At 54.0% G+C, this 13,979-nt stretch carries 13 protein-coding genes; 6 read left to right on the plus strand and 7 right to left on the minus strand.

Annotated features, from left to right (window positions below; all coding sequences use genetic code 11):
- Nucleotides 1-6: 6 nt before the first annotated feature.
- From ptsN to yjgA, 5 genes are all read left to right on the plus strand, one after another.
- The gene (gene ptsN / locus HCH_RS23905) at nt 7-471 is read left to right on the plus strand and encodes a PTS IIA-like nitrogen regulatory protein PtsN (protein ID WP_011399059.1); all 465 of its coding nucleotides are present in this window, start codon (nt 7-9) and stop codon (nt 469-471) included.
- 26 nt (nt 472-497) lie between these two features.
- Nucleotides 498-1,358, plus strand: coding sequence for an RNase adapter RapZ (gene rapZ, locus HCH_RS23910; RefSeq protein ID WP_011399060.1), 861 nt, complete (start codon nt 498-500; stop codon nt 1,356-1,358).
- Between the two features lie 94 nt (nt 1,359-1,452).
- Nucleotides 1,453-1,722 carry an HPr family phosphocarrier protein gene (locus tag HCH_RS23915; protein WP_011399061.1) on the plus strand — a complete coding sequence of 90 codons (270 nt, stop codon included), beginning with the start codon at nt 1,453-1,455 and terminating at the stop codon, nt 1,720-1,722.
- Between the two features lie 238 nt (nt 1,723-1,960).
- The gene (gene mgtE, locus HCH_RS23920; RefSeq protein ID WP_041598897.1) at nt 1,961-3,322 is read left to right on the plus strand and encodes a magnesium transporter; all 1,362 of its coding nucleotides are present in this window, start codon (nt 1,961-1,963) and stop codon (nt 3,320-3,322) included.
- 90 nt (nt 3,323-3,412) lie between these two features.
- Complete coding sequence (gene yjgA, locus HCH_RS23925) at nt 3,413-3,952, plus strand: ribosome biogenesis factor YjgA (protein WP_011399063.1); 540 nt, start codon at nt 3,413-3,415, stop codon at nt 3,950-3,952.
- 6 nt (nt 3,953-3,958) lie between these two features.
- On the opposite strand, the gene HCH_RS23930 is transcribed toward yjgA, so the two are convergent.
- The 7 genes from HCH_RS23930 to HCH_RS23960 all read right to left on the minus strand — a co-directional run bounded on the left by HCH_RS23930 (nt 3,959) and on the right by HCH_RS23960 (nt 13,357).
- Nucleotides 3,959-4,792: a carbon-nitrogen hydrolase family protein gene (locus HCH_RS23930; protein WP_011399064.1), complete on the minus strand. Its 834-nt coding sequence runs from the start codon at nt 4,790-4,792 to the stop codon at nt 3,959-3,961.
- Nucleotides 4,792-8,664: a YhdP family protein gene (locus tag HCH_RS23935; RefSeq protein ID WP_011399065.1), complete on the minus strand. Its 3,873-nt coding sequence runs from the start codon at nt 8,662-8,664 to the stop codon at nt 4,792-4,794. The genes HCH_RS23930 and HCH_RS23935 overlap by 1 nt, the downstream gene beginning before the upstream one ends.
- A 112-nt stretch (nt 8,665-8,776) precedes the next feature.
- Entirely contained in the window at nt 8,777-10,261 is a 1,485-nt protein-coding gene (rng, locus tag HCH_RS23940; RefSeq protein ID WP_011399066.1) for a ribonuclease G, read from the minus strand.
- Between the two features lie 4 nt (nt 10,262-10,265).
- Nucleotides 10,266-10,871 (minus strand): Maf family protein, encoded by a 606-nt coding sequence (locus tag HCH_RS23945; protein WP_011399067.1) that lies wholly within the window; start codon nt 10,869-10,871, stop codon nt 10,266-10,268.
- Nucleotides 10,864-11,337 carry a rod shape-determining protein MreD gene (gene mreD / locus HCH_RS23950; protein ID WP_011399068.1) on the minus strand — a complete coding sequence of 158 codons (474 nt, stop codon included), beginning with the start codon at nt 11,335-11,337 and terminating at the stop codon, nt 10,864-10,866. Before mreD ends, HCH_RS23945 begins: the two co-directional genes overlap by 8 nt.
- A gap of 5 nt (nt 11,338-11,342) precedes the next feature.
- On the minus strand, nt 11,343-12,254 hold the full coding sequence (mreC, locus tag HCH_RS23955) for a rod shape-determining protein MreC (protein WP_337998594.1): 912 nt from the start codon (nt 12,252-12,254) through the stop codon (nt 11,343-11,345).
- A 65-nt stretch (nt 12,255-12,319) separates the two neighbouring features.
- Nucleotides 12,320-13,357 carry a rod shape-determining protein gene (locus tag HCH_RS23960; protein WP_011399070.1) on the minus strand — a complete coding sequence of 346 codons (1,038 nt, stop codon included), beginning with the start codon at nt 13,355-13,357 and terminating at the stop codon, nt 12,320-12,322.
- A 331-nt stretch (nt 13,358-13,688) separates the two neighbouring features.
- Here HCH_RS23960 and gatC point away from each other — a divergent pair, with 331 nt between their 5' ends.
- Nucleotides 13,689-13,976 carry an Asp-tRNA(Asn)/Glu-tRNA(Gln) amidotransferase subunit GatC gene (gene gatC, locus HCH_RS23970; RefSeq protein WP_041598898.1) on the plus strand — a complete coding sequence of 96 codons (288 nt, stop codon included), beginning with the start codon at nt 13,689-13,691 and terminating at the stop codon, nt 13,974-13,976.
- Nucleotides 13,977-13,979 lie beyond the last annotated feature (3 nt).

Below are 13,979 nucleotides of genomic sequence, written 5' to 3' on the forward strand. Positions count from 1 at the left end.
CAGAACATGGCCCAAACCACACTAACTATTGAGTCTATTATCTCGCCCGCCCTCACACGCTGTGGGGTGTCGGGCTCGAGTAAGAAACGCGTTCTCGAATATATCGCCAATCTGATTGCGCAACATTTTCCGTTTTTGGACGAGAACGCCATTTTTACCAACCTGGTATGCCGTGAGAGACTCGGCAGCACCGGTATCGGCCAGGGTATTGCGATCCCCCATTGCCGTCTGGAAAACTGCGATCGCATTATAGGGGCTCTGATTACGCTCAAGGACAAAATCCCTTTTGACGCCATAGACAACGAACCCGTCGACCTTCTGTTCGTTCTGATTGTGCCTCAGGAGGCTACCAGCGAACATTTAGACCTGCTGAGCCAATTGGCCCAGAAGTTCAATGACCGTCGCTTCTGCGAACATCTACGCGACTGTGACAACGACGAAACCCTGTTCAGGAGGGTGCTGGAGAAATAGTCCAGCTTCGATGGAAAGAGGAAGACATGAAGCTGATTATCGTAAGCGGTCGTTCAGGCTCTGGAAAAAGTACGGCGCTCCATGTCCTGGAGGATATGGGCTATTACTGCATCGATAACCTGCCTATCGGTCTCCTCTCGCCTCTCACCCAAGAGGTGCTGGACCAGGGAAAAACCCAAAACCAGCAACTCGCCGTCAGCATAGACGCGCGTAATCTTTATAGGGATTTATCTGATTTCCCGTCTATTTACGCCGCTCTGCAAGCGCATAATATTGATGTGGAAATCATCTATCTTGACGCTAACGACGCCACCTTGATCAAACGTTTTCATGCAACGCGTCGCAAGCACCCGCTGAGCAGCAAAAGCACATCGCTGAAAGAAGCCATCGCCAAAGAGAAGCAGCTATTGGAGCCGATCGCCACATTGGCGAACCTCTATATAGACACCAGCGATCTTTCCATCTACCAGTTACGAGATCAGGTTAAGATCAGGGTTATCGGACATAAAACCCAAGAGCTGGCCCTACTCTTTCAGTCGTTCGGCTTCAAGCATGGGGTACCGTCAGATTCCGACATGGTGTTTGACGTGCGCTGCCTCCCCAATCCTTACTGGGATACCGCGCTGCGCGGCTACAAAGGCACCGATCAGGAAATCATTGAATTCCTGAAGCAGCATCCGGAACCGGAACAGATGCTGCAACATATCATCAGTTTTCTTGAGACCTGGATTCCGCACTTCCAGAACAGCAACCGCACCTATATGACCATCAGCATCGGCTGTACTGGCGGGCAACACCGCTCTGTCTATATCTGCGAGCGCCTGGGAGAGCATTTCAAGAAAAAGTATGATAATGTCCAAGTGCGCCACAAAGAGCTGGCGCAATAAGGTTCTAATAATAAAAAGCCACTGCGGCTTAACAATTAAACCGGCCTGAATCCAACATTCAGGAAACTTCAATCTTTTATACTCATCGCGCCCCATGATCCAGGAACAAGTCACTATTATTAATAAGCTTGGCCTGCACGCCCGAGCGGCGGCCAAATTCGTGTCCACCAGCGGCCGATTCGCAAGCAAGATCAGAGTAGCCAAAGAAGGCCAGGAAGTTGACGGAAAAAGCATAATGGCGGTCATGATGCTCGCCGCCAGCAAGGGAACGCTTCTCACATTGAAAATAGAAGGCCCAGACGAAGAGGAAGCTTTTCACGCCATCAAGGCTCTGATCGAGGATTATTTCGGAGAGGGCGAATAGTCCCTACTGCTTTTGGGGCACATCGCCCCACCTCTTCCAAACACTTGAAACAATACAAACCGCTTGAATAAAGTAAGACAATTCCCTGATTTTCCTTAGACTATTTTTCGTCTTAACTTACACTTTATAGTGGGCTCGCTTATACTGGCGCCACAACGGCGCAGAGCCTGTCTCTGTATTTTATCCGGCAATTTCCTCGCTGCCCGTTGCGGGCCGCCCTAAACGCGGATGTAAGTCTATGTCTCAAGCGACCGAAAAAAGCACTGCCAAGGTCCGTATGCGCTCCATTGCGGAAGCGCTGGAAAGCGGGTCTTTGCAGCAGGTCGCGCGCATCCTGAACGGCGGCCTATCTCCCAGCGATATCGCCCACTTGCTGGAATCATCCCCGCCCAATGAACGGAAGTTACTCTGGCAGTTAGTCGATGACGAACTGGATGGCGAAGTCCTCCAGTATTTGAGCGATGAAATCCGCTCCGACTTCCTGAGCGAAATGAATGCGCAGGACGTCATTGAGATCGCCGAAGACTTCGAAGTCGACGACCTCGCCGACTTGCTACAGCAGTTGCCGGAAGCCGTCATCCAGGAAGTTCTGGAGACCATGGACGCCCAGGATCGTCAGCGCCTGGAAGAAGTACTGGCCTATCCAGAGGATTCCGCCGGCGGTCTGATGAACACGGACATGATCACCGTGCGTCCGGACATTACCGTCGATGTTGTGCTTCGCTATCTGCGCAGCCACAAAAGTCTGCCCAACATGACCGACAGCTTGCTGGTGGTGAATCGAAAAGACGATTTTATCGGCGTACTCCCTGTCACCACGCTATTGGTGTCCAGTCTTAGTTCCACTGTGCGGGAGATCATGCGCACGGATGTAGAGCCGATTCCTGCGACGGTTTCAGATAAAGAAGTCGCCACCCTGTTCGAGCGCCACGACTTGGTTTCCGCTCCCGTCGTCAACGATAAAGGCAAGCTGGTTGGCCGCATCACCATCGATGACGTGGTTGACGTTATCCGTGAAAACGCCGACCACGAAATCTTAAGCATGGCGGGTCTGGACGAAGAAGAAGACATGTTCGCCCCCATCATGAAGACCGCTAAAAGTCGCGCCGTCTGGCTGGGCATAAACCTGATCACCGCATTTCTCGCTTCTGCGGTCATTGGTATCTTTGAGGCCACCATTGCAAAAGTGGTCGCTCTGGCCGTGTTGATGCCTATTGTCGCCAGTATGGGCGGCATCGCCGGCAGTCAGGCGCTCACACTGGTCATCCGGGGGATGGCTACCGGCAAGGTCAGCTCCAATAACATCCGCTGGCTGATGAATCGGGAGTTTTTGGTAGGCGCCTTTAATGGCGTACTCTGGGCTTTTGTCGTGGCGACCGCCGCAATGGTGTGGTTCAACGACGTCACCATTGGCGTCCTTATCGCCTCCGCGATGTTGATCAACCTGACCGTGGCGGCCATCGCCGGTACGGCTTTACCGTTGATACTAAAAACCCTGAAAATAGACCCCGCTTTGGCCGGAGGCGTCATCCTGACCACGGTCACAGACGTGGTTGGGTTTATGTCATTTCTGGGACTCGCCACCATCGCCTACGCCTGACCAGGCGCAAGGGCGAATAGCTGTCTATTCTTATCTTATTTGAGCGCTGTGTTACCATTTTAGTTTCCGAGAGTTGATTCGAGCATTTCAATGAACCATTCACATCACGACGACGAATTCGAAGACGATTATTACGACGAAGAAGATCTGCCGCCCAGTAAATCCAGCCGTAAACGGGCGATGGAGGCGCTGCAGAAACTAGGGAAGCAACTGACCGAGCTTAGAGCTGACCAGCTTAGCCAGATCCCCCTCACCGACCGTCTACATGAAGCGATTCACGCCTACAATAAAATTGGCAGCCATGAAGCCAAACGCCGCCAGTTGCAATTTATCGGCAAGTTGATGCGGGATATGGACGAAGAGGAAGTTCGCTCATTTATCGACAAGTTCGATCAGGGGTCCGTTCAACAGACTGCGGAACACCACCGCCTTGAACGCTGGCGAGAATCGCTGATATCGGAAGGGGATCAGGCGGTGACCGAATTCATGAATCAATACCCGAATACGGAGGCGCAACACCTGCGCCAACTGATCCGCGCTGCGCAAAAAGACATAACGGAAAACAAGAATCGCGGCGCCGCCAAAAAGCTGTATCGCTACTTGAAGGAAATTGTCGACGACGCCGAGTGAAGAGCGCTACTTGAGCCTGCGATGTGCGAGCACGGGCATACTCGTCCGCACGTCCTGCAGCTTCGCCTTATCCAGAGTGGAGAGAATGACGCCCTCTCCTTCTTCCAGGCACGCCACGACTTTACCCCAGGGGTCGATAACCATGGAATGCCCGTATGTGCGACGGGACTCTGAATGACAACCTCCCTGATTGGCCGCGGCGATATACACCTGATTTTCTATCGCGCGCGCGCGCAATAACGTTTCCCAGTGCGCCTCGCCCGTCACATACGTGAATGCGGAAGGAACCGTCATCAACTCCGCCCCCTGCTCCGCCATCGCGCGAAACAACTCGGGAAAACGCAAGTCATAGCAAATCGACAAGCCGATTCTGATCCAGGGGGTAGCGATCACCACCACCTGCTCGCCCGGCTCAAATATGGCAGATTCGCGATAGGCGCCATAGGCATCTTTCACATCCACATCAAACAGATGGATCTTATCGTAACGCGCAACTGTGGCGCCGCTATCGTCAAACACCCAGCAGGCGGAACGCACGCGCCCATCAATCGACGCGCCGTCAGGACGTTGCGCGCAGGGCAAGGACCCCGCAATGATCCAAACCCCAAACCGTCTCGCCAGCCCAGCGAGAAAACGCCGGATAGGTCCTTCGGCGTCCGCTTCCGCAGCACCGATATCCAGCGAGCGTTTGCTTTCGAACAGCGCAAAATTCTCCGGCAGCAACACCAGCTGCGCGCCGCCATTAGCCGCTTCCGCCACCCAGTGCTCCACTCGGGCCAAGTTATGCTCTATATCACTGGTGCTGACCAACTGCACTATCGCCAGTGTGAACTCGCTCATCAATCCGCTCTCCTTCTCTGTGAGGCCGAACCGCCGCTGCTGTTATCAAATATCTGCTGCAGACTGACCTCTGGGTTATCCAATGTACCTTTGATTTTATATGTGGCGCTGGTCATCCGGCTGAGCGGATCGCCCAGTAGCTTGTCGATCAGAAACAAGGCGCCCCCTACTTGGGGAGCCCCCACCAAGACCGCCGCCAGCGGTAGATTTTTCGTTACCGGCAGTACGACCACCATCTGCATATCCAGAGCGTCATCAACCAGACTGGTCTTACCGGTTATCTTGAACCCGCTGGAAAGAGTCTGGATCGCAAGCGGGCTTTCAAAGTTCATCACCCCTTCCTCTATACGCGCCTCCCCCTCAATCTGGTCATAGGCCAAGCCCTTACGGTACAGATCAGAGAAGTCCAAACGCAGGCGCCGGGTAATTGAATCGGTGTTCAGGATGCCAAACACCCGGAAGATGTTGGCCGAGTTTGACGCTTCGCGGAAGACGCCATTGCTCATCTTGAAGCTGATTTGCCCGGTAACGTCTTTCCACTGAAACTCAGTGGGGCCGCCCTGCCAGACTATGCCTGTATTGAAGCTGTAATCTTCAGCAGTTAATGGCGCTTCTTCCGCCAGATTTTCATAAAAGCGATCAAAGTTGGCGCCTTTCAAGTCCCCCGTGAGAATCGACGTCTGATGGCCGGTTTGCGGGTCCATTAGCCAGCTTAGCCTTGCCGTCACCGTAGCGCCGGCGAGACGCCCAAACATATTACTGAATACCACGCCATCTTCCCTGGGCTGCGTCACCCAGGCCCAGCTTCCAAGCTGCTTGCCTCCCAGGCGCAGGTCTTCGATATCCACCTGCGCCAGGGGCACGTCCGCAGGGGTCATACGTTTCTCCACCGCCGTGGCGGCGCTATCAGAGATATACAGACGCTGGAACTTGGCGAAGGGCGGCTTACTGGCGTCATCATGGATAGACAAAGTTCCTGTGAGCCTCTCGCCATCATCCAGCGAAATATCGAGCCCCCCAGAACGCCGCTGCAGACGCGCATCCACCTGATTGAACCACTCGCCGGCGACCTCCAGCCTTCCAACCTGCATCGACACGTGATTCAGCCAATCCGGCGCATTTGCCGGTGTATCCCCCATATCAGCGCCGAGAAATTCTTGCAGATAAGTCCGCCACTCAGACACCGATAATCGCGCTAGTTGTCCAGACACATTGACGCCGCGCGCAGGCAGCTCCAAGCCCTCAGGCGCCTTATCCCCTGTTATAAACGCCAGTGCGCCTCGACTGATCGCCCCCTCACTGACTTCAAAACGCGCGTTCAGAAGATCTTTTACGGAGACAGACCAGTTTTCACGACGGCCTTCCGTTTCCCAATCGCGCACAATGGACAAAGGAACACTATCCTGCATCGATTTGCCGAAAGGGGCCGGAGCCTGAATGTCCGCGCCCAGCAGTTCACTGTCCAGCCGCAGCCGGAAACGACTTTTGTCAGTATGATCGAGATCCAAGGCGAGGAGATAAGGTAGCTGTCCTGATAACGGAACATTCCGCTCAACTTTGAGCCAATCCAGCAGCGTAGGAGCCTCAATCTTGCTCGCCAGCTTTAACGCCAATGTTTTCCGTTGCTCCGACCAGTTTGATGTCGTTACATCCAGGTTTGCAGGCTGTCCAAATATCGTCCCTTGCATCCCTGTCGCCCGGATGCCATTGGCTGTACTAAAGGAAAGATTGCCCCGTAATTCAGTTAACGCCAGATCATTGCGATGAGACTGTAAACTCAGTCCCGCCGCTTTTAACTTGAGGTCGACGCGAGGCGGGCCAACGCCAACCGTGTCTAACGTCAAATCCAACACGCCAGAGCTGGCGCCGCTGACAGACCAATCCTCCACAACCGGCGCAGTTACACTGGCGATGGGCGATTTTTTCAACCAGTAGTCCCAATCGCTTTTCTGGGGTCGAATATTCGCGCTGATATGGAGCAGCGAGTCCGCCCCACCGCCGTCTCGCTTCACTTTCACCGAGCGAACCCGCGTGCCGGCGACCGTTCCCTCGCCGACAATAGCGCTCAACTCGCCTCCGATAATCGCGAGACGCGCATCAAAGTTTTCCAACTCAGGCCAACCATCTGCGTAATGCAAACGCCCGTCCTTCAGATTGAAAAACATCTGTGACCGGTGATTGGTAGCGGTGGCCAACGGCCCCACCACACCAGAATAGAAGTAGCCGCCGGTAGTCACCCGACCGCCTTTAACAGCCTGCTGCAACCAGCGATTGAGTTCCTGTGGAATGACATGCCCCGGCACAAGCAGAGAAGCCACCCGAGCGTCCGCATTCTCCACACCGATCGCCAGCTCCAGATTAAGCTCACGGGACTGATCATGAGGCAACAATATACTAAAAGCGCCACTCAACTCCGCTTGCAGCCCATTAATCTCTTTCAGACGCAGACCGTTTCCAAAAACATACACATAATCATCGTCGCCACGCCATTCAACACGCCCTTCGCCGACGCTGAACGTCCACCCGGCGTGATACAGCTCAGGAAAGTTCAGCTGCATCGCCGATCCTTTGAAGATGACTTTACCGCCATGATTACGCACCTGCAGAAAACCATCGATCCCAGCGCCGCCGGGAGCCCCGCCATGAGGCGCGACTCTCACTTGGTCCAGCTGCGCGAGCAATTCAAACCGCCCCTTCGCGCCAAGATTAAAGCCGATGTTGCGCAGCGCCCCTTCCGGTTGGTAACTGGCGAGGCGTCGCGACGCATTATCAGGCAAAATACCGGCGGCGACACTTAAGCGAGCAAGAAGGCCCAGATTCAAATTGTCCAGGGACATCCGAACTGCGCCCTCGGCGTCTATATCCACCAGCGCGCGCGCATCGCGCCAACTGTCTCCCGCCCAATCCAGTCCAAGATCATACGCTGAGACTTTCCAGCCGCCCTGTTCGGTCAGCACAGCGTTGAATCTCACCCGGATATCCTGCAGAGGCACCATAGTGGTCCGATCATCCGTCCAGGCTAATCGGGGGACGTTCATGTCCCCAGTGATATCAACAAGCCGATTGTCCTGCAGCGTCAACCAAAGAGCCCCCGCGGCCTCTATATCCGTGGCGCGCAAGCCGTGTTCGGAGAACAGACTTAGCAACGGGTCCAACGCTTCCCCCCTGCGCCAGCTGAAGTAGGCTTCGCCGTTCAGCTTTCCTGAACTCAGCAAATCACGCGCATTGACGGAAAACAGCCCTAAGTCGGCATGGTCTCCTGCTCGCAGAATTCGGCCCGAGGCAGCCAAGTCATCTTCTTCAACTTGAATCGTCAATACCGGAATCAACCAACCCGCCACTTGACTGTCGCGATAACGCCAATGTAAACGAATTTCCCGAAACTCCAGCACCGGCGAAGCCATATAATCCGCCAGCCGCCGCCAGTCCAGCGCTCCTCCGCTATTCGCTTTCTGCTCCAATCCTGGGAGCCGCCAGCCGCCGCTCAAGCTCTGTTCCAGGTTAACGGAGACATCGCCGATTTCTACTCGACTCAAAGCCAGTTTCAACGAAAACAGCGATTTCACCATGTCTGGTTGCACAACGAGGGAGTCCAGCGTCATCGCGCTGTCGACTTTCTTGGGGTCGGTTAGAGTGACGTTTTTGAGGGTGACGACGGGATCGAAGCCATCCCAGCTCCCTTCCAGCGCCTCCATTTTGACCGTCGCGCCCAGGGATGCGGAGAGACGTAATTCAAGGTCCTCCTTGAACACCGATACGGCGTCAAAGAAGTTACGTCCTAAAGAAAGATAAGTGGCGACCAGGACCAACAATGCGATAGCCACATACCATATCCATTGCGTGATCTTGATTAACACGGATTTTATGGTCATGACTGGATCGGACCGCCGGCGATATACGTCTATGCTTGATTAATCTGCGCCGACGACAAAAGCTCAGTATTGCCGCCGGCCGGTAATATCTAGAGAAAGTGTGCGCTGCAATTTATTGCAAAACAACATCAAACTGCTCCTGGGTATACATCACCTCCACTTGAAAACGAATACGCTTACCAATGAAGGTTTCCAGATCAGCGACGCTGTCCGACTGCTCATCCAGTAACAGATCCACTACCGCCTGCGCCGCTAACACCAAATACCCCTGCGCGTCATAGGTGCGGTTAATCCGCAAAATCTCACGGAAGATTTCATAGCACACGGTCTGCGCCGTCTTGACCGTGCCGCGGCCATCGCAGGCGGGACAAGGCTCACAAAGCATCTGCCCCAGGCTTTCAGTAGTGCGCTTGCGAGTCATTTCCACCAGTCCCAGCTCACTGACACAGCTGATTTTGGTTTTGGCGTGATCGCGCTCCAGCATTTTTTCCAACATACGCAACACTTGGCGCTTGTGCTCCTCGTCCTCCATATCAATGAAGTCGATGATGATGATGCCGCCCAGATTGCGTAGCCGCAGTTGTCGCGCAATGGCGCGCGCCGCCTCAAGATTGGTCTTAAAGATGGTTTCTTCAAGATTGCGATGGCCGACAAACGCCCCCGTATTAACGTCAATGGTGGTCATCGCCTCAGTCTGATCAATGATCAGGTAACCGCCGGATTTCAGTTGCACCTTGCGGCTCAGCGCCTTCTGCAGCTCATCTTCAACACTGTACAAATCAAAGATCGGACGCTCGCCAGGATAGTATTCCAGCTTATTGCGAATCTCAGAGACAAACTCGTCTACAAACTTAAGCGCCTTATGAAAGCTTTCTCTGGAGTCGATGCGTATTTTTTCGGTATAGGGCCGCACGAGATCTCGCAGCGTACGAATATACAACGGCAAGTCTTCATATATCGGTCCTGGAGCCGGCGAAGACTTGATCTTCTCCCGTAAAGACAGCCAGAGCTTTTGCAGAAACAGAATATCGGATTTCAACTCTTCCGAGCCGACCCCCTCCGCAGCCGTGCGAATGATAAAACCAGCGCCATCAGCGGAATTGGCGTCTTCTGTGGTGACGCAAAGCTGAATAAGTTCCTTCAGGCGGTCACGCTCGGCGTCATCCTCTATACGCTGGGATATCCCGATGTGGTTGTTATCCGGCATATAAACCAAATAACGGGATGGAATGGATAGTTGCGTGGTAAGACGCGCGCCCTTGGCGCCGATCGGATCTTTGGTAACCTGCACGACCAGAGACTGGCCTTCCCGCAGCAAAGAGCTGATATCGGGATGCTTATTGCCGCCGTTGCGGTCCTCGCCGGGGTTCACCGTGGTGACGTCCGAAGCGTGAATAAAGGCCGCGCGCTCCAGTCCGATATCAATAAAGGCCGCCTCCATACCTGGCAACACTCGAATGACTTTGCCTTTATAGATGTTGCCGACAATGCCTCGCCGCTGACTTCTTTCGATATAAACTTCCTGCAGCATGCCGTTCTCGACGACAGCGACGCGAGTTTCCACCGGAGTCACGTTGATTAAGATTTCTTCACTCATGCAGTTAGTCCGACCAGATCTTGATTCCGAATTCCTTTAACAGCACGACGGTCTCGCAAAGAGGCAACCCAACAATGGATGAATAACTGCCTTCCACGCGCTCCACGAAACTCCCGGCCAACCCCTGAATGCCGTATGCGCCCGCTTTGTCTGCTGGCTCACCGGAATCCCAATAGCGCTGAATTTCCTGTTCGGACAACTCCCGGAATCGCACCCGACTTAAAGTCGTCGTCACCTTGCAACCCTCCGCCGCTACTAAGGCCACGGAAGTCAACACTTCATGCCATGTTCCTGATAGCCTGCGCAGCATGGCTTTGGCGTCGTCAAAATCAACCGGCTTGCCGAGAATGTCGCCTCCGGCCACAACCGTAGTGTCAGCGCCCAACACCACTATATCCTGTTGATCGCCACGCGCTTCAAATACCGCTGTCGCTTTTTCCTTCGCGAGGCGCTCAACGTAATCCGCCGCCGCCTCAGAAGGACGAACGCTTTCATCGATATCCGCGCTGGCGATAGAAAATTCACACCCCAGCCCGGCGATCATTTCACGCCGACGAGGAGATCCCGACGCCAGTACCAGGCGGCGCCTGCCAGGGTTGCCGTCAAACATTTTCCAGTTTTTCCATCAGTAGCGAAAACAGTGGCCACAACAGCGCCGAACTCAGGGCCCCTAATAAATAGGCCATATCCGTCGCGGGCTGGGCGAGCAATCCGTTAATCCAGCGGAACAGCATCAGCACAATACCGACAATGATAAACACAACAAAAGACTGCTGAATCAGAGGAAACATTTGCAGCCGTTGCAGCATCTTCAACACCAGATAAGCCTGCAGCGCCAGCGCCAGCGCATGCACGCCCAAAGTGCTTCCCATCAACACGTCCCATAGCAGCCCCACGCACCAACCGACCAGAATGCCGCAGGCGCCGGGATGCTTCAACGTCCAGTAAAACATCACCATGCATATGGACTCGGGCCTAAAATAAGCAGCGAATCCACCCAGAGGAATCAGACTGACGCAAAACGCCAGGAACAAGGTGAAAACGAACAAGACAGGGCGAAACTCGTCTCTGGGCATACGGCCTACTGAGTTGCTTCAGGCGAAGGTTCGTCGGAAACCCTGTCTCCCACCTCCGACGACTTTTTCTTAAACACTAACAAAACATGTCTGCTGCGGTTCAATTCGGACAAAGGGTGCGCTTCAATTCGCGCAAAGGGTTCGCCCGGGTCATGCACCACCGCAGTAACTTTAGCAACCGGATAACCCGCCGGGAATTTACCACCCAACCCCGAACTCACCAACAAGTCGCCAACAACAATGTCCGCCGTATCGGGAACATTTATCAGTTGCAGCCGGTCCAACACGCCAGAGCCGACAAGAATACCGCGCACGCCGTTGCGGTTGACCTGAATCGGCACCGCATGGTTGCTATCGGAAATCAATAGAACACGGGACGTCAACGGCGACACTTGCGTCACCTGCCCCATCAAGCCTTGCGAGTCGAGCATAGGCTGCCCGAGATAGACGCCGTCATCAGAGCCTTTGTTGACGACCACCTCATGCATATAAGGATCGGGATTGATACCGATGATCTCGGACACCAGCACAGAATCGTCCACCACGGACGAGGCGTTCAGCAGCTCGCGCAAACGATTAACTTCCGCGGTTAAAGACGCCAGGCGCTGGGACTTCGCCTCAAGAATCAAAAGCCGGTTGCGCAGCGCTTCATTTTCCTGCTGCAAATCGCGGCGCGATTTGACCGCGTCTTCAGTCCAGTCGACCACATCGGAAGGAGCGCTGACAACCCATTGCACAGGGGCGACCAGGGTCGCCAGCGTTTCACGTAACGAAGATAAAAGGTTGAAGTGAAAATCCGCGATTCCGATGGCGATGGAGAGCAAGGCCACCAATATCATTCGTGCGCCTAAAAACGGGCCTTCAACGAAGATATTTTTAATGTCGCAATCTCCCCAACAGTCCGGAAAGGAATTTATTTACAAACACAGAAAGCTACCATAAAACATGGCGAAAACAAGTGGTCAACTCCGTTAAAGAGTTGTTATTCCATAAAGAATAGACCACTGCCGCGTTTGTCGATAACTTCCAGCGCACGACCGCCGCCCCTTGCGACACAGGTAAGCGGATCGTCAGCAACGATCACCGGCAAGCCGGTTTCTTCTGTCAGCAAACTGTCCAGGCCGCGCAACAGTGCGCCGCCGCCAGTTAATACGATGCCCCGTTCAGCGATATCAGACGCCAACTCAGGCGGTGACTGCTCCAGTGCGCTCTTAACCGCCTGCACGATAGTCGCCAAAGCTTCTTGTAATGCTTCGAGGATTTCTTCGCTATTCAAGGTGAAACTACGGGGAACCCCTTCTGCGAGATTACGACCACGTACGTCGATTTCACGCAGCTCCAGGCCTTCATAGGCGCAGCCGATTTCCTGTTTGATGCGCTCTGCGGTGGCGTCGCCAATCAAACTGCCGTAATTGCGGCGCACATAAGCGGTGATCGCCTCGTCAAACTTGTCTCCGCCTACTCTTACTGAGTCGGCGTACACAATACCGTTCAGGGAGATAATGGCGATTTCAGTGGTTCCGCCACCAATATCCACTACCATGGAGCCGTTCGCTTCTTCCACGGGCAGGCCGGCGCCAATGGCCGCAGCCATAGGTTCTTCAATCAAAAATACTTCTCTGGCGCCCGCGCCAAGGGCGGACTCTCGAATTGCTTTACGCTCAACCTGGGTGGAACGACTGGGGATACAAACCAGTACGCGAGGACTGGGGGTAATGAAACTGTTTTCATGCACTTTGTGGATAAAGTGCTGGAGCATTTTTTCAGTAACGTGAAAATCGGCGATGACGCCGTCCTTCAATGGTCGGATCGCGGTAATGTTGCCCGGCGTCCGTCCCAGCATCCTCTTCGCTTCGGCGCCTACCGCCGCAACGCTTTTCTGTGCGCCCTGGTTACGAATTGCGACCACAGAGGGCTCATTGAGCACAATTCCTCTTCCACGAACATAAATCAGTGTATTGGCGGTCCCCAGATCGATCGACAGATCGCTGGAAAACAAACCACGTAATCGTTTAAACATTGAACGTTTGAATCCGTATTCTTTTTAGGGTTAGGCATGCTGCGGCAACTTTAACAGTGGCGAGGGGTCAGGGCAAGAATCATTTAGCCCCGCCCGCGCCCGGCCGCAAGTCATTAAAAAATCGTCATCAGAAAGGCCTGTTTCAGGGCGTTTTACTGGGAAAAAATCGCCAATTCATTTACAGACTGTACGCAAACCCTCTTATAATAGCCCTCTTTAATTTCCGGTGCGATCAGGAGCGCTGCAATGGCGTTCGCCAGACCGGACTCAACATCGAATTCTCGGATCAGATCCGAATCAAGCCAACCGCAACGCCCAGCAGGAGAATAATGTGACCATCCAGTCGGAACAGTTGGAGACCATCGCCAAGCTAGCGAGATTGGAAACGCCCGGCGACCAAGTGGCGAAACTGACCCACGATCTGGGACAGATTCTGGACTTTGTCGAACAGATGCAGAAAGTGGACACCAGCGCCATAGAGCCGCTGTCCAATCCGCTGGAAATGACCCAGCGGCTGCGCAAAGACGAAGTGACGGAAAGTAATCAGCGTGAAAAGTTTCAGGCTATCGCGCCAGCCACTGAGAATGGTTTGTATCTGGTTCCCAAAGTCATCGATTGACGC

The sequence above is a fragment of the Hahella chejuensis KCTC 2396 genome (assembly GCF_000012985.1).
GTDB lineage: Bacteria > Pseudomonadota > Gammaproteobacteria > Pseudomonadales > Oleiphilaceae > Hahella > Hahella chejuensis.